22 protein-coding genes are annotated in these 20,293 nt (G+C 63.5%); 2 read left to right on the top strand and 20 right to left on the bottom strand.

Annotated elements, in window-relative coordinates:
• Positions 1-148: 148 nt before the first annotated feature.
• From RH91_RS20180 to RH91_RS20270, 20 genes are all read right to left on the bottom strand, one after another.
• The gene (locus RH91_RS20180) at positions 149-1,051 is read right to left on the bottom strand and encodes a replication initiator protein A (RefSeq protein WP_010165192.1); all 903 of its coding nucleotides are present in this window, start codon (positions 1,049-1,051) and stop codon (positions 149-151) included.
• A gap of 265 nt (positions 1,052-1,316) precedes the next feature.
• Positions 1,317-2,651: a plasmid replication protein RepC gene (repC, locus tag RH91_RS20185; protein WP_010165193.1), complete on the bottom strand. Its 1,335-nt coding sequence runs from the start codon at positions 2,649-2,651 to the stop codon at positions 1,317-1,319.
• 678 nt (positions 2,652-3,329) lie between these two features.
• Complete coding sequence (locus tag RH91_RS20190) at positions 3,330-3,800, bottom strand: winged helix DNA-binding protein (protein WP_051116749.1); 471 nt, start codon at positions 3,798-3,800, stop codon at positions 3,330-3,332.
• A complete protein-coding gene (locus tag RH91_RS20195; protein ID WP_010165195.1) occupies positions 3,770-4,252 on the bottom strand; it encodes a hypothetical protein in 483 nt (160 codons plus the stop codon). Before RH91_RS20195 ends, RH91_RS20190 begins: the two co-directional genes overlap by 31 nt.
• 25 nt (positions 4,253-4,277) lie before the next feature.
• Positions 4,278-4,547 (bottom strand): hypothetical protein, encoded by a 270-nt coding sequence (locus RH91_RS20200; RefSeq protein ID WP_232283625.1) that lies wholly within the window; start codon positions 4,545-4,547, stop codon positions 4,278-4,280.
• A gap of 123 nt (positions 4,548-4,670) precedes the next feature.
• Positions 4,671-5,162 (bottom strand): DNA-directed RNA polymerase sigma-70 factor, encoded by a 492-nt coding sequence (locus tag RH91_RS20205; RefSeq protein WP_029624132.1) that lies wholly within the window; start codon positions 5,160-5,162, stop codon positions 4,671-4,673.
• A 233-nt stretch (positions 5,163-5,395) separates the two neighbouring features.
• Positions 5,396-5,707, bottom strand: a complete 312-nt coding sequence (locus RH91_RS20210) for a hypothetical protein (RefSeq protein ID WP_232283626.1) — start codon at positions 5,705-5,707, stop codon at positions 5,396-5,398.
• Between the two features lie 671 nt (positions 5,708-6,378).
• Positions 6,379-6,504 carry a copper-binding protein gene (locus RH91_RS23320; RefSeq protein ID WP_010165200.1) on the bottom strand — a complete coding sequence of 42 codons (126 nt, stop codon included), beginning with the start codon at positions 6,502-6,504 and terminating at the stop codon, positions 6,379-6,381.
• An 11-nt stretch (positions 6,505-6,515) separates the two neighbouring features.
• Complete coding sequence (locus RH91_RS23325; RefSeq protein WP_010165201.1) at positions 6,516-6,710, bottom strand: hypothetical protein; 195 nt, start codon at positions 6,708-6,710, stop codon at positions 6,516-6,518.
• Entirely contained in the window at positions 6,707-9,868 is a 3,162-nt protein-coding gene (locus RH91_RS20220; RefSeq protein ID WP_010165202.1) for an efflux RND transporter permease subunit, read from the bottom strand. The genes RH91_RS23325 and RH91_RS20220 overlap by 4 nt, the downstream gene beginning before the upstream one ends.
• Positions 9,865-11,082: an efflux RND transporter periplasmic adaptor subunit gene (locus RH91_RS20225; protein WP_010165203.1), complete on the bottom strand. Its 1,218-nt coding sequence runs from the start codon at positions 11,080-11,082 to the stop codon at positions 9,865-9,867. The genes RH91_RS20220 and RH91_RS20225 overlap by 4 nt, the downstream gene beginning before the upstream one ends.
• The gene (locus RH91_RS20230) at positions 11,079-12,332 is read right to left on the bottom strand and encodes a TolC family protein (protein WP_010165205.1); all 1,254 of its coding nucleotides are present in this window, start codon (positions 12,330-12,332) and stop codon (positions 11,079-11,081) included. Before RH91_RS20230 ends, RH91_RS20225 begins: the two co-directional genes overlap by 4 nt.
• Before the next feature lie 90 nt (positions 12,333-12,422).
• Complete coding sequence (locus RH91_RS20235) at positions 12,423-12,791, bottom strand: hypothetical protein (RefSeq protein ID WP_029624133.1); 369 nt, start codon at positions 12,789-12,791, stop codon at positions 12,423-12,425.
• 138 nt (positions 12,792-12,929) lie between these two features.
• Complete coding sequence (locus RH91_RS20240; RefSeq protein ID WP_010165207.1) at positions 12,930-13,304, bottom strand: DUF305 domain-containing protein; 375 nt, start codon at positions 13,302-13,304, stop codon at positions 12,930-12,932.
• 77 nt (positions 13,305-13,381) lie between these two features.
• A complete protein-coding gene (locus tag RH91_RS20245) occupies positions 13,382-13,966 on the bottom strand; it encodes a DUF305 domain-containing protein (RefSeq protein ID WP_029624135.1) in 585 nt (194 codons plus the stop codon).
• A 39-nt stretch (positions 13,967-14,005) separates the two neighbouring features.
• Positions 14,006-15,226, bottom strand: coding sequence for a copper resistance protein B (locus RH91_RS20250; protein WP_029624136.1), 1,221 nt, complete (start codon positions 15,224-15,226; stop codon positions 14,006-14,008).
• A complete protein-coding gene (locus RH91_RS20255; protein WP_010165210.1) occupies positions 15,223-17,175 on the bottom strand; it encodes a copper resistance system multicopper oxidase in 1,953 nt (650 codons plus the stop codon). Before RH91_RS20255 ends, RH91_RS20250 begins: the two co-directional genes overlap by 4 nt.
• Before the next feature lie 67 nt (positions 17,176-17,242).
• The gene (locus RH91_RS20260) at positions 17,243-17,812 is read right to left on the bottom strand and encodes an RNA polymerase sigma factor (RefSeq protein WP_010165211.1); all 570 of its coding nucleotides are present in this window, start codon (positions 17,810-17,812) and stop codon (positions 17,243-17,245) included.
• Positions 17,809-18,249 (bottom strand): periplasmic heavy metal sensor, encoded by a 441-nt coding sequence (locus RH91_RS20265; protein WP_010165212.1) that lies wholly within the window; start codon positions 18,247-18,249, stop codon positions 17,809-17,811. The genes RH91_RS20260 and RH91_RS20265 overlap by 4 nt, the downstream gene beginning before the upstream one ends.
• On the bottom strand, positions 18,246-18,521 hold the full coding sequence (locus tag RH91_RS20270; RefSeq protein ID WP_010165215.1) for a hypothetical protein: 276 nt from the start codon (positions 18,519-18,521) through the stop codon (positions 18,246-18,248). Before RH91_RS20270 ends, RH91_RS20265 begins: the two co-directional genes overlap by 4 nt.
• 126 nt (positions 18,522-18,647) lie before the next feature.
• Between RH91_RS20270 and copC the strand changes: the two genes are divergently transcribed.
• Positions 18,648-19,016: a copper homeostasis periplasmic binding protein CopC gene (copC, locus tag RH91_RS20275; RefSeq protein ID WP_010165216.1), complete on the top strand. Its 369-nt coding sequence runs from the start codon at positions 18,648-18,650 to the stop codon at positions 19,014-19,016.
• A 4-nt stretch (positions 19,017-19,020) separates the two neighbouring features.
• Positions 19,021-19,947 (top strand): copper homeostasis membrane protein CopD, encoded by a 927-nt coding sequence (copD, locus tag RH91_RS20280; protein ID WP_010165218.1) that lies wholly within the window; start codon positions 19,021-19,023, stop codon positions 19,945-19,947.
• Positions 19,948-20,293 lie beyond the last annotated feature (346 nt).

The raw sequence follows: 20,293 nt of genomic DNA on the forward strand, positions 1-20,293 counted from the left end.
CATCACCGGATCAACAAGCCGAAGGCTCCCTCTCCTCTGCACGCCTTGTGCCCGACGAAGCATCGCTACCGCGAAGCCATCTTCCAAAGCCAGTCGGGACGCGTCGGCTGCAGATAGTTGCGCAGGACGTCAGGCATATGGATCGATATCAGGCGGCCAACGCGGCTCGAGTTCCTGTCAAACGATCCTTGGGCTTCATCACGACGACCGTCTCGGGCCTCCCGACCCGTCGGCCTAGTTTATCCCGCGCAGGAACTTCCGGAACAACTTCCCGCACTTCGATTGAGTAGCTCGGCATTTTATTCTCGACTGCGATCTTCTTCAGCTGACTTTTCAACGTGCGGAGCGGCGACGTTGAGCCGATCTTCGCACCCAGCATTTCCAGAGGCATTTCATATTCTTCATCACGACAGTAGCAGTGCGCCAATTCATAAAGGCGTCGTTCAATCGAGCCGAGACGGAAATAGTCGTTGTGGTAGTCATAGATACGGCTGTCGCGCGAGACCGCGCGGACGAGCCAATCACAGAGCTGGACGCGGACGGGCATGAGTTGATCGACGCCGCTCGCCGTTTCGCGAGTGGTCGCCTGCGCTTCCGCGAACCAGGAGAAGAAGCCCTTCGTCCCCACGGTGCCGGTTTTGATATTCGTGCGGATCTGCGTGCCCTGCAGGCGACCGAGCGCTTCGATGAAGCGATCGTAATCACGCTTCGATGGGCGTCCGACGCCGGTCGCCCGGAAGAAGTCGTGTGCATTGAAGGTGAAGACGTTCTGTACTTCACCCCCGGTCCGACCAATATGCTGCACCATCAACGACAGGACGTAGATCAGGACTTCTTTATCCCACATCGTCGCGATACCGCTCGAACTGGGCTTGATCTCGATTTTGACGCCGTCCATCTCGTAGGTCATGGCCTCCATCTGAGGCCGCTTCGCTAACGAGAAGAGTGGAAAGTCCATGATGCTTTGCTCGCCACGGACTTTGCCGTGCAGCGGGCTGTCGAGATAGTCGAACAGCTTGCCCTGGGTGAGAGCGACTTCTCGCGAATCCATCGTCGGGGCTCCCACCAGCTTCACTTAGCAAAGCCGCTTATAGCCGATCGGCCGCAAACCTGCAGTCGGATAAGCGACCGCGTTATCGATAGCACGAGGATTTGGAGCGATTTAGCCGGTAAATCGGGGTGTGTTTCACATTTCGGTAGGTGCGAGCCACCGCAAACTCGGTCGGGACTCGTGCTATCGGTAACGCCGTGAAAGCCGTTCAAAGACCAGGTGTGCAGTACGAGGTCCAGGCCTTTGAAAAGATGACGAGATCCCGTCATCGTAGTCCGGCTCCCCGGGAAACCAGCCGCGACATCAGGCTCCCGATCGGCGTCGCATCGGTCCCATCGGACATCCCCCGCATGGCGACCGCGCGGCTCGTGTCCTTGAGGCCGTGGAGCGTCCGCCCAAGGTTCAATTCGCCCTTGTCAGCTTTGCTGCTCATTCCGCGAAGATACGCGCCGGGCCGCTGAACCTCGCCGCGCCGGTATTTCTGGATGGTGGCGATGACGGAGGCAGCAGCACCTCGCTGGCCCATGATGCGACAGGCTTCCTTGAACGCGTGATTGCTGATCCCCGACTGGCCCGCAAGCCGCTCCGCGGTGGCGACCACCTCGCCCCACGATCCATCGCGGTAGGGCAGACCGGAACAGAGCTCCGGCGCGATCGACATCATGAATTCCGGGTCGACACCGTGTTTCTCCAGATCGTCGTCGACTGCAGTTTGAGGTTGAGAGGGGAGGGCGTCCCCATTCTCACTACTTTTATTTGCTAAGCGACTACGGGTATCTGCTTTAGCAGATTGGGGTTGGTTTGTAGTTGTAGAGTGGATGTCCTCAGGTCCATCCCAGCATGAACAATCATCCTGATCGCTAACCATATTGGGGACGGCAATCTTGGCCGAAACAGCCTCGGCAAGACGACGCGCACGCTCTTCGATCTGCTCCACACAGGCCGTCAGAAGGCCGGCATCGCGGACGCAGCGCATCTGGTCGGTGGCCATCAACGCCAACGCAAGATCGTCACCCGCCTTCAAATCGTGAAGGTCGGCGTCGAATGCCGTTTGGGCGAGAGCCCTGATATTCCTGCGGGCAGCGGCAAGGCGCTTGCGGAGCACTGTCAGTGCCGCGTCCTCTGCGGCTCCCTTGGCCGCGCGGGCAGCAAATTCTTGAAGCCTGGTCCCGATCGGAGCGAGCACGATGCCGTAGCCCCACGTGATGAAGCCGTCGGCCCCGCGGCGTCCACCACGATGACCGTTCGGACTATCCCGAAAGCTGATCAGACTGAAGGACTGTGCCTGATTCAAGAGCTTTTGAACCTGTCGGACGGTTACGCCCAGCTTTTGCGCGAGCAGGTCGTTCGACGGCCAAACGACGGGGATTTGTCCACCCTGCCAGTCCTGCGGCTTCGTCCAGGCAAACAGGAGATCGATGACGGAGACCACGCGCAGGGGGACGCCCATATAAGGAGCCGCCCTTTTGAGCGCGGCAAGCGCGTTGGAAGGTGCCATTCCGGTCTCGAGCCCGCAAAACTCATCGACAAGCTTCGTCGCCTTGGCGGCATGCTCGTCAAACCGGCGTAGTCCCCGACCGGGGCTTTGGGCAGCAGCCATTGTTCGTTCTCCCTGGGAGGGGAGCCCGTGCAGACACAGCGACACCGTGGCGCCACGGTCGGCGCTTTGGGGTAGCAATATGAAAGGGAGCCAGCTAAGTGAGGGTTCTCACATCCGCCCTAGCAGGCGTCCCGAAAAGCCCGGCCTCGTGCCGGGTTTTTCATGTCCGCACAGCGTCCCCCTTGATCGTTGTGGCGCCCGCCCGGGTGGACGGCGGCGGTCAGCGTTGAGCCGATCCACAACGTCGATTGTTAAGCATCGCTGGCGGGTCGGTCGTGCGCGATGAATCGTGCTATCGGTAACGGGACGGGCAATAATCACGTGCTATCGGTAACGAAGCATCGATCTTCGCTCGTGCTATCGATAACGCCGTGCCGCTGAGACACGTGCTATCGGTAACGCCGTCGCGCTTTCGCTCGTGCTTTCGGTAACGGCGTGAGAATCCGACGATTCGGCTGTCTCACGTGACATGTAGCGCAGAAGGAGAGCATGCTCCTTAGCGCCGCGCCGGATAGGCGTGGCGGGAAAATTGCAGTCATGGGAGCGAGGGCCTGCAAGTTCAGGCTCGAAATTGGCTGCCGCCGTCTGTCCTAGCGGTAGACCGAATGGGACTTTTTCGATCGTTCGATATGTCACTGGTGACCGAAGAACGGAGTCGAGCGTGACCCGTAGAAATCGTCAGCCCGATCTCCGATCCTGTATTTGGGACTCGGCGATCTGAAGATCGAGCCACTGCTCCGAAGCAGCAAGAAGGGGAGTAAGCGTGCCGACGATCAGGCGGCGTCCGTCATCAGGATCCGTTTGTCTGACTATGTATCCAAGCGCCTCGAGATGCTCGATGTGGCGCAAAGCGGTGGTCGTCGAGCCTCCGCTAAGCTTACAAAGCTGGGACACAGCGATGCGGCGCCGCTCGCACGTAGCCACGTAAAGCTCCAGGATCATGTCCCAGCTCGGATCATAGAAGCGGACCCCGTTGAAGTGGGTCGCCCGCCGACGCCGGCCGACCAACACCGCCCTGGCCTCGGCAAGCCTGCGCTCGGACAGGTCTCTCGCGTCTGGCGGCATAGACAGCAAAGTTTCTTCGATCGCCTTGCGCGGCAGCCGCACGACGACGTCGATCAGGTCGTCTCCTTCAGATGCTGCACCCATAATCGTCTTGATCCGTTTCGGATGTAGGGCTCGGCTTTCGCCGGCAAGCGGAACGTGCCGAGCGCAAGCGCGCCTAGCGCGAGGTAGGCGTAAATCCCGAGCCCGGTGTGGTAAGCAAAGAGCGGCACGCGTGGCAGCAGGGCGCCGAAGATGCTCATGAAGAGATCGGCTACAGCAAACCCTGCCGCCCAGATCGGCCAGAAGCGGGTCGTCGTAACGCCCAGCCAGTAGAATCCGGCGGCGACGCCCGCATCAATGACCAGGATCGATACCTCACCTGGAGCCCAGCCTTGTCTCGCTGCGATCAACCGAATAGCCGTAGTCGTGGCGAACCCCGCCATGTTGATGAGCGCGCCCAATCGCTCGGGCCTGCCCCCTCTGAGTGCCGCGAAGAGCAGCACGCCGACCATGACGACGTTGAAGATGACCGCGAGGAATATCTGGGCGCTCATAGGACTTCTCCCCGCCCGCCCGCCGTTACCCCTGCGGTGACGTAACCTCGACAATCGGCGGAAAGTCGATCTCCTCGAGCGACGCAGATGATGGCTTCGGCAAATTCTCGCCCCAGCTCGTCTCCGTCAGACCCAGTTGGCGACCGACTTTCTCGACAAACAGATGCGCTCGCATTTCCATCTGATCTTGACCATCGACGAGGGCCGACAGCGCCGCGACCGTCGCCTTCACCGTGCGCTGCGTCATTGCGGCGGATAGGCTGTGCGCCTCCGTCGCCTCGAGCGTGGTCAGCAAAAATTGCGCCGTACCGCGTGTGGCTAGGTTGATCGATCGCTCCGCTCTGCGCAGTTCGTCCGCGACGATCCGGCTTGTGTTCGAAAGGGATTGCATAAGGCCTCCTTGGGCACCGCACGCCCATCACATTGGTTTCAGCCCGAGCAGAAGAAGCAGCGTTACAATCGCCATGCCGGCCGCAGTTAGGCCCAAGGGGGTCACGATCGAGATGATCGCGGTCCAGAAGGCAACCTGCTTCCAGGTGAGCATATTCGCTGCCGCCTCAGCGGTCGGCAACGGGAGGGGAAGCGGGAAAGTTGGCGGCGCGGAAGGTAGGTCGTTTGCAGGGGGTAAGGGCTCTACCCCTCCGTCGTACTCCGCCAGTAGCCGCGCGGCATCAAAACGGGTCGGCACACCGAGGATATTGTTAGCCTTTAACAGCTGCTTATCGACCGCCCGGTGGCTGCTACCTGTGGCCGCCGCGATCTCCTTCGAGTTGCGGTTCTGAAGCACAAGGCGGAGATAAGACCGTTGCCGATCGGTCAGGCGGGCAATTCGATCCGGTGCGCTTACATCGGGCGTCGGGATTGGGGGCGTCCGTTCGGCAGGACGTCTGCCCGGTTCGTTGGTCAGCATGCTCTCGAAAATACTCACGACGCGGAATGATTCGGCTCCAGATCAGGGATAACTCCTGACGGGCTCTGTTGATCAAATTGACATCGCGAATGGGTTGAGTCGGCGCGCGAACGCGGCGAACAGGTCACGTTCGAGCGCCCACGACGCGTCGGCGAGTTCTTAATTTCGAAGCAGGCCGACCCCATGCGCACCTCGGCGATCGGCAGCGGCCGCCACTTAGCATGAGTGAAGCCCTAGTGAACGGACGGAAATTTGCCGAGAGTTGCGGCTGTGTCGTTCAAGCGCGAGGCCCAAAAGGAAAGGATCTCTCCCTCGGCAGGGCGATCTTCGGCTGTATGCGCGGCAAACTCTGACAGGGTGCGGGCGAGTTCGGCGCCTGTGATCACGCGTTCGCGTTCCAGTATCGTGGCCAGAAGAGCCAGCCAGTCACCATGTGCCTGCACCAGCGCTTCGACCTGAAGCATTCCCGAACCATTTCCGGAGAAACGCTTTGAAGGGCTTTGACGCCGGCGGAACCTCATAAGCAAACTTTTGATCAAGGACATGGCGCGCGTTCCATCAACCGCCCGTAGCCGGGACGGTTGAACACGCGGGAACACTGGTAACCACGCCCCACGTATTCCCCGCACCGACAAGCGGTAGCAAGGTCTTGTATTTCGCGGGCCGCCCGACGGAAATCGGGGACCCAGCATTCGACCGCACATGCGGGCCAAGGATGGTGTTCAAGCCATGCCCAAGCCCGACCGCTATGGCACAAGGCTCAGGCGAAAACACGCTGTCATTGCAAATCCAAGCAGACCCCAGCATCCTGGAAGTAGGCGTCGCGCTCGTTGCCGGATCGATCTGCCGCGTGGCGGGCGGCGCGGGAGCTCGCCCGGACGATCGTCGTGTCGATCGCCTCCGTGGGGGAGGTCATCAACAACGATCGGCATTGCTCGCGCGCTGCGCGTCCACAGGTGTGCCACGTGGCACACCTCAAGCGAGGATCCTCACCCGCGAGGGCAGAGACGCTGGCACGGTGGCTTGGTCGGCGCAAATGCGCCGATGGAGTCTTGCCCGGTAGGGTCGCGCCCGATCATCGACAAAAGAGTATGTATCTCACAAGCCGGCAGCGGCGACGGCTACCGCGAAGATCCGGATACTTGGGGGGATCGGCTGAGTTCGGGAAGGTGCGATGGTCGCCGCGTACCAATGGAAACGATCGCACCGCCCAGGATCAACGCGAGCGGATCGCTGTAACCTCCGCCACGGAACCGCGCATCCTCATGGCAAAGTCGACCCGCTGTCCGACTTTCACGGTCTTGAGCAGTGCCGGTGGGATTGCCGTGAACGCCATCGTCATCGCAGGCCAGCTCAGTGCCGCGATCGGCCATGCTGGATCGTCACCTTGGCGGCCTTGGGATCGATCGCAGTTACGACGCCACTGCCGCGACCAACCTTCACGGCCCCCTTCATCGGCATGCCCTGCATGGAAGCGCTCGACTGCGCCGATGCTGTGGTCGTTGTGAGGCCCGCGAGGACGGCGAATGCCAACAGGGTCTTCTTCATAGCGTATTCCTTTGCGGCGGTGGGACTGGGATCGAAGGGTGAGGGGAACGCCGGGAGCGCCGCAGCAGCAGGAACGCTGCCGGCAGTATCAGCATCGAGAGCAACGGTGCGGTGAGCATGCCTCCGATCATAGGAGCCGCGATCCGGCTCATCACTTCGGAGCCGGTGCCTGTACCGATCAGGATCGGAAACAGGCCCGCCAGGATCACCGCGACCGTCATCGCCTTGGGCCGGACACGAAGGAGGGCGCCTTCGCGCACGGCAGCCCCGACCTCGGCATCGTCCGGCACCGGGCCTCGGGCATCCAGCGCATGCTTGAGGTAGATCAGCATCACCACGCCGAACTCCGCTGAGACACCGGCGAGCGCAATGAACCCGACACCGGTCGCGACCGATTGGTTGTAGCCGAGCAGATAGAGTAGCCATAAACCGCCGGTGAGCGCGAACGGGAGCGTCCCCATCACCAGCGCGGCTTCATCGAGCCGGCGGAAGGTCGCGTAGAGCAGCAGGAAGATGATGACCAAGGTCGCTGGAACGACAATCTTCAATCGCTCGACCGCGCGCTGCAGATACTCGAACTGGCCGGTATAAGTGACACTGACGCCGGGCGGCAGTTTCACCTTGGCGGCGATCGCGTTCTGCAGATCACGAACGATGCTGGTGAGCGGCACGCCGCGCCCGTCGATGTAGATCCACGTCACCGGCCGGCCGTTCTCGCTGCGTAGCATCGGCGGTCCATCGGTGATGCGGACGTCGGCGACGGTGCCGAGCGTGATCTGCTGCCCTGCCGGCGTCAGCACGGCCAGGTTGCGCAAGCCCTCGATGCTGTCGCGCAGCTCGCGCGGATAACGCACGCTGATTGGATAACGCGCGAGCCCTTCGACGGTCTGGCCGATCGTTTCTCCGCCGATCGCGCCCGACACGATCGACTGCACGTCGGCGACGTTGAGACCATAGCGTGCGGCAGCAGCCCGGTTGATATCGACATCGATATACCGCCCGCCGGTGAGCCGTTCGGCGAGCGCAGACCCCACCCCGGGCACGGTCTTCGCGACCTGTTCGATCTCGCGCGCAGCCGCGTCGATCTCGGCGAGGTTCGCGCCTGCCACCTTGATACCGATCGGACTCTTGATGCCGGTAGACAGCATCTCGATCCGGTTACGGATCGGCGGAATCCAGAAATTGGCGAGGCCCGGCACCTTTACCGCCTTGTCGAGCTGATCGATCAATTTGTCCTGCGTCATGCCCGCGCGCCACTGATCCTTGCGCTTGAAGCGGATCGTGGTCTCGAACATTTCGAGCGGGGCAGGGTCGGTCGCGGTGTCGGCGCGGCCGGCCTTGCCGAACACGCTTTCCACTTCGGGTACGGTCTTGATGAGCCGGTCGGTAAGCTGGAGAAGCTGGCCGGCCTTGGCGGTCGAGATGCCGGGCAGCGCGGACGGCATGTAGAGCAGGTCGCCTTCGTTCATCTGCGGGATGAACTCGCCGCCAAGCTGACTGATCGGCCATAGGCTGGTCGCAAACACGAGGCCGGCGATGACCAGCGCCTGCCTCGGCCGCGCCAATACCCAGTCGAGCGCGGGACGGTAGATGCGGGTGAGGACGCGATTGATCGGATTGGCATTCTCGGATGGGATGCGACCGCGGATCAGCAACCCCATCAGCACCGGGATCAGCGTGATCGACAGGATCGCCGCACCCGCCATCGCATAGGTCTTGGTAAAGGCGAGGGGCGCGAAGAGCCGCCCCTCCTGCCCCTGGAGCGAGAAGATCGGCACGAACGAGAAGGTGATGATGAGAAGGCTGAGGAACAGCGCCGGGCCGACCTCGACCGCTGCGGCGGTGATCACGTGCCAGCGCTCGGCACCCGCCAATGTCTCATCGGGATGATCGTGCGCCCAATGCTCGAGATGCTTGTGCGCGTTTTCGATCATGACGACGGCCGCATCGACCATTGCGCCGATGGCGATGGCGATGCCGCCCAGCGAGAGGATATTGGCGTTCAGTCCCTGCACCCGCATCGCGATGAAGGCGATGAGGATACCGAGCGGGAGCGTGAGAATGGCGACCAGTGCCGATCGAACGTGCCAGAGAAACAGCGCGCAGACGAGCGCCACGACGATGAACTCTTCGATCAGCTTGGCGGTCAGATTGTCGACGGCACGATCGATCAGGCCCGAGCGGTCATAGGTGGTGACGACCTCCACGCCGGGTGGCAGGCTCTTCTTCAATTCCTCGAGCCGGGTGCGTACTCCGTCGATCACCTCGCGCGCGTTCTTGCCCTGGCGCATCACGATGACGCCGCCTGCGACCTCACCCTCGCCATTGAGCTCGGCCAACCCGCGCCGCATTTCCGGACCGATCTGAATTGTTGCGACGTCGCCGAGTGTCACGGGGACGCCGCCAACCGTCTTGAGCGGCACGCTGCGGAAATCGTCGAGCGTCTTCAGATAGCCGGTCGCGCGGACGATATATTCCGCCTCCGCCATCTCGAGAACCGATCCGCCGCTCTCCTGATTGCCGCGCTTCAGTGCCTCGGTCACCGCCTCGTGGGTGATCCCGTAAGCGGCCAGCTTCTGCGGATCGAGGACGACCTGATACTCTTTCACCATCCCGCCGATGCTCGCGACCTCGGCGACCCCCGGCACGGTCTTCAATTCGTAGCGCAGGAACCAGTCCTGGATGCTGCGGAGCTGTGCGAGGTCGTGACGCCCGGTCCGGTCGACCAACGCATATTCATAGACCCACCCCACCCCGGTAGCATCCGGGCCGAGCGATGCCTTTGCACCCTCGGGGAGGCGGCTTTGCACCTGGCTCAGATATTCGAGGACCCGGCTGCGCGCCCAATAGAGATCAGTCGCGTCGTCGAACAACACATAGACGAAGCTGTCGCCGACGAACGAATAGCCGCGCACCACGCGTGCGCCCGGCACGGACAGCATCGTCGTCGCGAGCGGATACGTGACCTGGTTCTCGACAATCTGTGGGGCTTGGCCCGGATAGGTGGTGCGGATGATGACCTGGACGTCGGACAGGTCGGGGAGCGCATCGACCGCAGTCGAGCGCAAAGCGCCCACCCCGACGACGATCAGCGCGAGGGCTGCGAGCAGGACGAGGTAGCGCGCCTTGACCGACGCCTCGATGATCCGCGCGATCACTTCGTGTCCCCCGTGATCGGGCGCGCGGCGATGCCGGTCAGGCTCGCCTCGCTGTCGAGTAGGAACTGGCCCGATGCGACGACCTTCTCCCCTGCCGCCAGTCCTGCAAGGATTTCGGTCTGGCCGCTTGTCTCGCGCCCGATACGGACCTCGGCCGGTCGGAAACGACCCTTGCCGTCGGCGAGCATGACGAGCGTGCGCTTGCCGGTGCGGATTACGGCTTCGCTCGGCACCAGCAGCGCGGTGCCGGACGTGCCGCCCAGATGGACGGTCGCGAACATGCCGGGGCGCAGGCGACCACCCGGGTTACGCAGCTCGATCCGTACCGTGAGCGTCCGGCTGTCCGCCTGCGTCGTTGGCAAGACGGCGATGATGCGGCCGGTGAAGCGCTCGCCAGGGAACCCCGCCAGCTCGGCATTCGCGTTCTGCCCGACTTTGACTGCGGTTGCGCGCACTTCCGGCACTGCAGCGTTCAACCAAACCGTGGCAAGGCCATTGACCTGCGCCAGCGTCTGGCCGGGTGCGAGCGTAACCCCGGCACGGGCATCGAGGGTCTGGATAACGCCCCCGATCGGGCTGCGGATGGTGGTCATTCCACGCCCGCCCGCACCGCCGCCCGGAATGCCGATCAGTCGCAGACGCTGGCGGGCGGCAGCGATCAACGACGGGTCGCCGGTTTTGCGCACCGCTTCATATTCGCCCTGCGCGCCGCCCCATTCGGGGACCAAGACGTCGGCGATCGGCGCCCCGGCACGGATTATGTCTCCCGGTGCGCGGCCATAGACCCGCTGGATGAAGCCTGCGGCACGTGCCTGCACGATTGCGATGTCGCGCTGATTGAAGTCGATCGCGCCGGTCACATCGAGCGTGCCGGCCAACGTGCCGGTGGTCGCAGTTGCAAGCCGGATCCCGAGGCTCTGCATCGCCGAAGGGTCGACCGTGACGCCTGGCTTTGCCGTTGGGCCGCTAATCGCGTCGGCATATTTGGGGACCGTCTTCATCCCCATCGACGACAGGGATTCCGGATTGTCGTAATGCTCCTGCGGCACCATCGGGTCGTAATAATAGAGCGGCTTACGAGGAGTATCCGGCGTCCCGGCGGCAGGTGCCCCATTGCGCGTGCCGGCCAGATAATAGCCTCCAGCGCCCGCGACGAGGGCGACAGCCGCAAACGTCGCCGCGAGCTGCGACCGTTGAAGTGACGTGAGGGTCATTGGTCGGTGCTCCCGAACAGGAGAATGAGCCGCGCGCCATCCGCGGCGACAGTCGCCTCGCGATCGAGCGTGGTGAGGATCGCATCGGCAAGCGCGGCATGCGCGTCGGCGATGTCGGTGAGGGTGGCGCGCCCGGCGCTGAAACTGCCGGTCTCCAGCGTCACCCGCTGCTCGGTGAGGGGCTGCAGCACGTCGCGGGCACGCGACCATTGCGCGTGGTGCATCGCGTGATCGGCAAGACCTGCTTCGAGATCGGCGGTCAGCTCGCGCAAACTGGCATCTGCGCCGGCGCGTGCACTGTTGGCATCGGCAGCGCGGGCCGCGATCAACGGTTCCTGACGCCGCTTTTTGAACAACGGCAGGCCGATCGTGACCCCGGCAGACACGTAATCGCCGAACCGGGGATCGCGGCGCTGGTAGGACAGATCGACGCCGAAATCGGGACGCCGTTCTGCTTCGGCCATGCGGAGGTCGGCATCCGCGCGACCGATCGTGGCACCGGCCAACACCAGCGTCGGATGCTCGCGAAGCGACGCGCGCAGGCGCGCAGGCTCTACCGTGAAGTCCGGGATCGGACCTGCGATGTCGGGGTCGGCTTCGCCCGTCCAGCGCGTGAGGTCGGCGCGCGCGCGGCCGACCATCGACACCAGCTCGTCGCGACGGTCCTGTAATTTCGCAACGGCTTCGCGCCCGGCGAGCACCTGCGCTGGCCGCGATGCACCCGACGCGACCGCACCGGGTGACGCTTTGACGAAGCGGTCGAGCCGTTGGAGCACCGTGTCGAGCGCCGTAAGTCTACCCTCGGCATATGCGAGACTGATCCATGCAAGCGCGGCCTGGACCTTGACGATGCGCGCCTCCACGCCGGTTTCTGCGTCGGCGACGCCGATGTCTGCCTCGGCGCGACCACGTTGCGCGCGACGCTTGACGAGATTGGGAATGTCCTGCGAGACACCGACGCGCGCCCAGGTGAAGTTATCGCGCTGCGGCGCGAACGCGATCGGTCCTGAGATCGGAAAGCTGTCGATCCCGAGCGCGAGCTTCGGATCGGGCAACTGTCCTGCGGCGCTTCGCGCCGAACGCATAGCATCAGCGCCGAGCGACTTCGCCTTGATGGACGGCGCGTCGGCAGCGGCTTTTTGCAGTGCCGCGTCGAAGGTCAGCGGTCCGGCAATCGCCGGCATACTGACCGACGCGAGCGCGAGCCATACCAGCGCGCGCGACGCGCGGCGGCGTAAGGGGGTTCGCATTTCGTCATGTCCTGATCCTAGAGTTCACATCGCGTCGTGCCCGGCGCATGCGCGCCGGGTCGCGTGACGGGCACGCGCGCGGACTTGAAATCAGATCAGGATTGAAGGCGGTTCTGGTTCCGGAGCGGTCGAACGGCCCCGTAAGGCTGCGAAGATACCGATCTGCTCGTCACGATCGGAGCGGGCCGCAGCCTGGAGAACCATCAATGCGTCGGACAGCATCATCGGTCCGCCCGACGCCATCATGGCGATGCAGCCGGCCAAGCCGCACTTGCACGGCTTGTGGGCTGCGTTCTTCTCCGCCGCTGACATGCAGTCCGGCATGGATGCCATGTCGCTGGATGCCATCGCTGCCATGTCCATCGCACCTGCCGGGGCAGCAAGCGCCTGAGCCGGCTGCTGAACAGCAAGCCCGGCCATCACGCCGATCAGCATCAGGAAAAGAAACAGGCGCTTCACATGCACTTCCTGCGGGGCGCCTCTGAACCTGTCAATCGGCCACATTGCCGTCGTGGGATCATCGATTTGGTTACATGATGAAATCGAAAGCCCCGCTCTGTTGCCCGTGCTTGGGCAAACAGGGCGGGGCAACACCCGTTATTGCGGGCGCTTACCGTGCTTGCGGAGCCACGCCTGTAGCTCTGCAATATCCTTTTCCTGCTTGGTGATCGTCATCTGCGCCATTTGCCGCGTCTCGGCATCCTTGGCGTCGCGCACCGCGACACGCGACATGGTGATCGCGCCGCGGTGATGCTCGATCATCTTGCGGGTCCACATTTCCGATGGGTCGCCCTGCTTAGCGGCCATCATCTTCTGGTGCATGTCCATCTCGGCCTGCCCGTAGGGATTGCCGGCCATCATCGTGGCCATGTCGCCGTGGTTCATGCCCTTCATCTGGCTATGATCCATGCCCTGCATCCCGCCCTGCTGCGCGAGCGCGGGGGCGGCGAGGATCGCAAAGGCTGCAAACATCGGTATCAAACGCATTCTCGATTTCCTCGGTGATTACTCAACCTTCTACGCGGCAAAGCATCGCATCCCTCACGCCGTCAGCGGATCGGCTGTAGAGTGTTCACCCCGGCGCTCTCGTCGGTTTCGGGCGGGGGAGGGGGAACCTGCTTGTCGCGGTAGGACGGTAGGTCCGGCGCGCCGTTCGGCATGGGGTGCGCTTCCATCCGCGCAATCATCCGCTTCATGTCTGTGATTTCGCGAACCTGGGCATCGATGATCCCGTCGGCCAGTCGGCGAACCTCAGGGTCTTTGATGTGCGCCCGCTCGCTCGTCATGATCGCGATCGAGTGGTGTGGGATCATCGCCTTCATGTAGCTCACGTCGTCGACCGTCTCCTGGCTCCGGACCAGCCATAAGGCGAGCACGAAGACCACGACGCTACCGGCCAGAATCGCCAAATTGACGGTCCGGTTCTTATACATCGACCACATGAAGCCGAGCATGATGACGGCCATCGCCGCTCCCATGACGACGGCCATCCACATCCGGGTCTGGCTATATTCGACGTGACTCCACGTGTAGGTGTTCAGATACATCAGACCGAACATCACGATGGTCGAAGTCGCGATCATCGCGGCAAAACGACCGTAACCCGTTCCGCTACTTTTCTCGTGGTTATCCATCTTCGTGTCTCCCTATTTGCGCCCCCGTGTCTTTCATCGTCAGAACCACACCCGCACACCGGCCACGAAGCTGGTAGTGGTCGGATCTTTGCCCTCGGCGCGTGTGAAATCGGCGGTACGTCCGGTCTGTGCGACATAGGAGACGCCGATATAGGGCGCGAACTGCCGCCTGATGTCGTAGCGGAGCCGGAGCCCCAGCTCGGCGTCGGTCAGCCCCGCGCCAAGCCGGTTTTCGGGCACGTCCTGCGCCGATAGGTTGAACTCGACCCGCGGCTGAAGGATCAGCCGCTGCGTGATGCGCTGGTCGTAATACCCCTCGAGGCGACCGAGCAGATCCCCCTTGGTCGACAGGAACAAAGCGCCCTCGACCTCGAACATATAGGGCGAAAGACCCTCGAACCCCACTGTCGCATAGGTGCGGTTGGGTGACGGCTGGAAGTCGTGGCGGACGCCTGCCTGAAGGTTGAAGTACGGCCCGACGGCTCGACTGTAGAGCGCCTGGACTTCGGCACTTTCGACACCCTCGCGTAACGCGCCCTCGCCCTCGCTCTTCAGCCACAAGCGATTGATGTCACCGCCGAACCACGCCTCGCCATCCCAACGATATCCGTCGCGGCCTTGGCGTGCCTGATATTCGGCAAGATTGAACATGACCTGGTAGAAGGGCTGGCCGCCTTGCTCGAACATCATGTCGTGCCGCGCCTTGGCCATATCGGCGGGCGCGAACTGACGATCGGCGTAATGATCCATCGGCGGCGCGGGAGCCGGTGCGTTCCCGGCGGAAAGCGCCGTGCCGGTCTGCTCCATTGCGGGCATCGCCATCCCGACCATGCCCGGCATGGCCTGCATATCATGGCCGCTGTGCTGCTCGCCGGACATATTCATCCCCGGCATTGCCTGCTGAGCGCCCTGTGGAGCCGTTTGGCCGCTCGCGGGCATCTCCATTCCCTGCATGGATTGGGACGCGCCCGGCGCTGGCTTTGAGGCATCGCCGGGCATAGTCATGCCCGGCATCGCCGAATGGTCCATGCCCGCCATGCCGACCATCGGGTCAGCCGTGGCTTTCGCGGGCGCCTTGCGCTTCGCGGCAACGGGCTTTGCCTTGGCGCGCTTGGCTGGCGCGGAGGATTTGGCCGCGGGTTTCTTCTGAGCCGGCATCGTCATCCCGGGCATGTTCATGCCCTGCATCGACTGCGCCGCCACCGGAGATGCGAGGGTGAGCATGGCGACCGACGCCAACATGGGAGCGAGGCGCGTCATGCGGCGTCTCCCCGCGGACGGACACTCACGGTTCGCATCATGCCGGCGTGCATGTGGTAGAGGAGATGGCAGTGGAACGCCCAATCGCCGACCGCATCGGCAGTAAAATCCCATGTTACCTTGCCGCCTGGCTGGACGATGACGGTGTGTTTGCGCGGCGCATGATCGCCGTGCCCCGTCACCAGCTCGAAAAAGTGGCCGTGGATATGGATCGGGTGCCCCATCATGGTGTCGTTGATGAGGTTGATCCGCACGCGCTCACCTTCGAGAAATGGGATCGGCTCCATCATGTCGGACATCTTCACGCCGTCGAACGACCACATGAAGCGCTCCATGTTGCCGGTCAGGTGAATGTCGAGGCTGCGGCTGGGTGCCCGCACGTCCGAGTTACGTTCCAGCGCCATCAAGTCCCGGTAAACCAGCACCTTGTGGCCGACATTCTCAAGTCCCTGACCGGGGTCGCCGGTGCGATCCATCGGCATCGGCGAGATCGTCTGGACACCCGGCCCCTTCTTGACCTGCGGGGCTTTGGAGAAGTCGCGCATCTTCATGGACCCCATGTCCATGCCGGCCATGCCCTGCTCGCCGCCCATCGAACTATGGTCCATCCCCGCCATGCCGCCCGCGATGCCGCCCGTCGCCATCGCACCGTGGTTCATCGCCGAATGATCCATCCCTGACATCGTGCCGCCTTGCGGCATTCCGCCCATTGTCATCGCGCCTGCTGCCATGCCGGCGCCGGGGGTGGTGAGACCGGCGGACGGGTTCTTTTCATTGGTCGGGTCGGGGCCGCGCATCCCGCCGCTCGACATATCCATGTCGCCCATCGACGACATATCCATGCCCATGTCCTTCATCGTGGCGAGCGGGCGCGGACGAAGCGCCGGCACCTCGGCCGCCATGCCGGGGCGCGGGGCGAGCGTGGCGCGCGCCAGGCCGGATCGGTCGATCGCCTCGCCGACAAGCGTGTAAGCTCGGTCGTCGATCGGGGTAACGATTGCGTCGTAGGTTTCGGCAACACCGATCTGGAACTCGTCCACCTCGACCGGCATGACGTTTTGCCCGTCGGCCTGGACGATGCTGAGCTTGAGACCGGGGATGCGGACATTGAAGGTTGTCATCGACGATGCATTGATGACGCGCAGTCGCACGCGCTGCCCGGGCGTGAACAGCGCGGTCCAGTTGTCGCGCGGGCCGTGGCCGTTGACGAGATAGGTACAGGCGGGGCCGGTCCCGTCCGAAATATCGGTGGGGTCCATCCGCATCTTGCCCCAATCCACGCGGTCCTTGAGCGGCTGATCCTTGCCGGAAAGCAGGCCGGCCAGGGTCTGACGCTGATAGTTGAAGTGACCGGGGTCGACTTTCATGTCGCGGAAGATGGTAGCGGGGCTGAGCTGGCTGTGGTCGGACAGCACGATGACGTGTTCGCGGTCGGACTGCACCGGATCGGCGCCGGCAGGATCGATCACGATCGGCCCGTAATGCCCGAGCTGTTCCTGAAGCCCGGAATGGCTGTGATACCAATACGTGCCGTTCTGCCGGATCGGAAACTCGTAGAGGAAGCTCGAACGGGGCTTGATGCCGGGGAACGAGATGCCGGGCACTCCATCGAACTGCGGGGGAACGAGCAGGCCGTGCCAGTGGATCGAACTGTCCTCGTCGAGATCGTTGATGACATTGAGACGAACGGTCTGCCCCTCGCGCAACCGGATCAGCGGGGCCGGCACGGTGCCGTTGATGCCGATCGCCTTGGACGCGCGGCCATCGATCATCATCGTCTGGCGCGCGATGCGGAGCGTAATGTCGTTGCCGGTGACGGTCGGCAGCGGCGTGATGATGCCTGCCGAATTGGTCTGCGCCCATGCCGGCATGTAGGCCGACAGCGCGAGTCCGCCGCCTGTAAGGGCGGCACCGCGTAGCATCTGGCGACGGTCGATAATGCGGCTCATACGATCCTCAAGGCTTTCGATCGGGGATGTCCCTCTAGCCTTGATACGCGGTGCGTCGTGCTACCCCTCAACGATCGCCTAATTGCTCGAGCAGCTTGGCGCGCGCGCGATAAAGCCGTGTTTCCACAGCCTTCTCGCTGATCGACAACACTGCAGCGGTTTCCGCCTGGCTCAAGCCTTCGATCGTCCGCAACACCAGCGGCTCCTTCAAGGCAACGGGTAGCGCAGCGATGGCGCGTGTCACCCGGTCCAGCTCCTGCCGATCGCTGGCGGCGTCGTCGATCGGCACCTGATCGTCCGTAACCGCCTCGGCCTCGATGCCGACCGGGATCGCGAATGAGAGGAAGCGGCGCACGGTCCGCTTGCGTCCCCAATCACGGCATTTGTTGAGCGCGATCGTGGAAAGCCACGCCCGCATCGACCGGTTGCCATCGTAGCGTGGCATGGCCTGGTGGGCGGCGACGAAGGTCTCCTGCAACAGATCCAGCGCCTCGTCGGGTTCACCGACGCAGGCGCGGACCATCCGGAAAATCGGTTGCCGATGGCGACGCATGATCTCGGCAAAGGCCGCTTCCCGCCCCGCGATGCTGAGCGTCGCAAGCTCGGCCTCGGTGAGCGAGGTCCAGTCTAGACTCAACGCTGATCGTCGGTGAGCGCCTTCACCACCGCCTGGTCGAACTGCCCGGTCTGGTTCGGCCGGAGAAGCTGTCGCATGGCGAATATATGCGCGAGCGTCGCCTTCTGGAGCTCGCCCATGACGGCGTGGCTCCGATCGACTGCCGCGACAACGCGCGGTCCGTTGCCGTGTTCGACTTCGATAGCCTCCGCGAGACGGGCATTGTCGGCCCGCAACTCCAGCTCGAAGGCGCGGCGTTGGACCGCGAAGCGCTGTTCCAGCACTTGCAGGCGTGCCTGCTGGTCTGCGTCCAGCGCCAGCTTGTGATGCAGCACTTCGTGCAGCTCCGCGCCGGGCTGCACCGGCGAGGGGAGAAGTGCCCGCCCGATGAACACACCGCCGATCGCCGCAACAAAGCAGGCGATCACGCACACTATCAGCCGGACGCGACCGCTCATGGCGCGCCGGCAAGCAAGATTGACGGGGCGAGCGGCGACATTGGCCCGAGTGGCGAGAGCGCAGACACAGCCCCGGCCTCTCTGGCCGGAAAGCCCGCGCCGAATACGCCCATGACGAGCGCTACGGCGATCGTCACTGCGCCGATGCCGGTGCCGGCTCGCGCCGCTGGCCGCGCCGCGATGCGCGCAAGCACCCTGGCTTCCATTCCGTCGAGGCTGGCGGGCACGGGAGCGTGCGCCATCCTCGTCAATACTGCGTCGAGGTCATCCATGTCGTTCACTCCACTCCTCTAGCATAGGTTACGCATGCCGCAGCCCAATCCCTCAACACGACCTTTCGAGGGGTAGTCGATTGGGGCGCGTAACGAAGGATAGTCCCTATTACGAAGGAGCCATCCATGCGCCGCTTCCCTGTCCTGATCGCCACTGCCGCTAGCCTTGCACTCGCCGGCACCGCCTACGCGCACCCCAAACTGCTGTCTGCGAGCCCGTCCGCGAATGCGACCGTTGCCAAGCCGACGCATATCGAGCTGCATTTCAGCGAAAAGCTGCTGCCAGCCTTTTCCAAGGCCGAGCTGACTATGGCGGCCATGCCCGGGATGGCCGCCATGAAGATGGCCAGCGTAGCAAAACTGGGGCCTGATCTTCGTACGCTGATCGTCACTCCCAACGGCTCGCTCCCGCACGGCCGCTATAGCGTGGCATGGCAGGTGGTCTCGACAGACACGCACAAGGTCGCCGGAAGCTATGCCTTTGCGGTGAAGTGAGACGATGACCGATTGGTCGCTGATCGGCATCCGCTTCGCGCTCTACCTGACGCTGGCGGCGCTGTTCGGCCTCGCTGCATTCGGCATCTATGGGCTGCGAGCTGACGAGCGCGGTGATGCGCTCGCGCTGCGCGCATGGCTGGTCGGCAGCGCCGCCCTCGGCCTCTTATTCTCGGCCGCCTGGATCGTGCTGATGGCCTCCTTGATGGCGGGAACACCAGCGTGGCCGATCGATGGCGAAGCGATCGGCGCGCTTCTCAACGGCTCTGCCATTGGGGCGGCCTGGAAGCTCCGCATGGTCGCGCTCGTTATCGCAGGTGTAGCGGCAATGATGATTGCTCGCCACGAAATCTGGCTGTGCATCGTCGCGCTTTGCGGCGTCGTCGCGATCGGAACGCTGGCATGGACCGGGCACGGTGCGATGGATGACGCCGCGATCGGCTGGATTCACCTCGGTGCCGATATTCTGCACCTCGTCGCTTCGGCGACTTGGGTCGGGGCCTTGTTCGGGCTGATCCTTCTCGTCTCGCGGCCCGCTGCGCGGGTCGATGCAGCACACCTCGAACTGACGCACCGCGCACTGCACGGGTTCGGGATGGTCGGAACGGTCGTGGTCGCTACGATCGTCGTCACCGGCTTGGTCAACGGCTGGATGTTGGTCGGTGTCGCCCACCTCACGGACCTCGGCAAGTCGCTCTATGGTCGGCTCCTGCTCGCCAAGCTGATGCTGTTCGCAGCCATGCTCGGGCTTGCCGCCCTCAACCGTTTTCGGCTGACGCCGACTTTCGAGCAATCGATCGCCAGTGCCGATCATTGCAGGGCTATCGGCGGGTTGCGCGCGAGCCTCGTAACCGAGACCGGGTGCATCGTCGTCATCCTCGGACTCGTCGCCTGGCTGGGGACGCTTGCTCCCCCTGCATCGGCGATGTGAGGATCGGCCGGGCGGTCCTCGTGGCTCCCGGCCTCCCGCTCTGATGGATCAATCGGCGTACCACTGCCGTTTGTTTCCAAGGGCAACCGACCCCGGCCGCGTAGAGTCTAGGTAGGCGGGCTTGACCTTGACACGATGTCAGACCCTACATGCCCTCGGGTAGAAGGAGTCTCACGCCATGAACGACCCTCATTCCCATACGCCTCAAGCCAGCGGGTGCGGCTGTTCCGGGCATAGTACCACTGAACCTGCGGCCTCGACTGTCTCTCCCGCGCCAGCGGCCTGCTGCTCGGGTGGAGCGGCTGAGGGGCCTCCCGAGACGGCCAAAAACGACGAGCATCACCCT

The organism is Sphingomonas sp. PAMC 26617, from assembly GCF_000242835.1.
Classification (GTDB): Bacteria; Pseudomonadota; Alphaproteobacteria; order Sphingomonadales; family Sphingomonadaceae; genus Sphingomonas.

What these genes read in the sequence shown, in the direction of transcription:
- RH91_RS20180 (WP_010165192.1), bottom strand. Translation starts at nt 1,051, where the DNA reads ATGGATTCGCGAGAAGTCGCTCTCACCCAGGGCAAGCTGTTCGACTAT.
- repC (WP_010165193.1), bottom strand. Translation starts at nt 2,651, where the DNA reads ATGGCTGCTGCCCAAAGCCCCGGTCGGGGACTACGCCGGTTTGACGAG.
- RH91_RS20190 (WP_051116749.1), bottom strand. Translation starts at nt 3,800, where the DNA reads ATGGGTGCAGCATCTGAAGGAGACGACCTGATCGACGTCGTCGTGCGG.
- RH91_RS20195 (WP_010165195.1), bottom strand. Translation starts at nt 4,252, where the DNA reads ATGAGCGCCCAGATATTCCTCGCGGTCATCTTCAACGTCGTCATGGTC.
- RH91_RS20205 (WP_029624132.1), bottom strand. Translation starts at nt 5,162, where the DNA reads ATGCTGACCAACGAACCGGGCAGACGTCCTGCCGAACGGACGCCCCCA.
- RH91_RS20210 (WP_232283626.1), bottom strand. Translation starts at nt 5,707, where the DNA reads ATGTCCTTGATCAAAAGTTTGCTTATGAGGTTCCGCCGGCGTCAAAGC.
- RH91_RS23320 (WP_010165200.1), bottom strand. Translation starts at nt 6,504, where the DNA reads ATGACGATGGCGTTCACGGCAATCCCACCGGCACTGCTCAAGACCGTG.
- RH91_RS23325 (WP_010165201.1), bottom strand. Translation starts at nt 6,710, where the DNA reads ATGAAGAAGACCCTGTTGGCATTCGCCGTCCTCGCGGGCCTCACAACG.
- RH91_RS20225 (WP_010165203.1), bottom strand. Translation starts at nt 11,082, where the DNA reads ATGACCCTCACGTCACTTCAACGGTCGCAGCTCGCGGCGACGTTTGCG.
- RH91_RS20230 (WP_010165205.1), bottom strand. Translation starts at nt 12,332, where the DNA reads ATGCGAACCCCCTTACGCCGCCGCGCGTCGCGCGCGCTGGTATGGCTC.
- RH91_RS20240 (WP_010165207.1), bottom strand. Translation starts at nt 13,304, where the DNA reads ATGTTTGCAGCCTTTGCGATCCTCGCCGCCCCCGCGCTCGCGCAGCAG.
- RH91_RS20245 (WP_029624135.1), bottom strand. Translation starts at nt 13,966, where the DNA reads ATGGATAACCACGAGAAAAGTAGCGGAACGGGTTACGGTCGTTTTGCC.
- RH91_RS20250 (WP_029624136.1), bottom strand. Translation starts at nt 15,226, where the DNA reads ATGACGCGCCTCGCTCCCATGTTGGCGTCGGTCGCCATGCTCACCCTC.
- RH91_RS20255 (WP_010165210.1), bottom strand. Translation starts at nt 17,175, where the DNA reads ATGAGCCGCATTATCGACCGTCGCCAGATGCTACGCGGTGCCGCCCTT.
- RH91_RS20265 (WP_010165212.1), bottom strand. Translation starts at nt 18,249, where the DNA reads ATGAGCGGTCGCGTCCGGCTGATAGTGTGCGTGATCGCCTGCTTTGTT.
- RH91_RS20270 (WP_010165215.1), bottom strand. Translation starts at nt 18,521, where the DNA reads ATGGATGACCTCGACGCAGTATTGACGAGGATGGCGCACGCTCCCGTG.
- copC (WP_010165216.1), top strand. Translation starts at nt 18,648, where the DNA reads ATGCGCCGCTTCCCTGTCCTGATCGCCACTGCCGCTAGCCTTGCACTC.
- copD (WP_010165218.1), top strand. Translation starts at nt 19,021, where the DNA reads ATGACCGATTGGTCGCTGATCGGCATCCGCTTCGCGCTCTACCTGACG.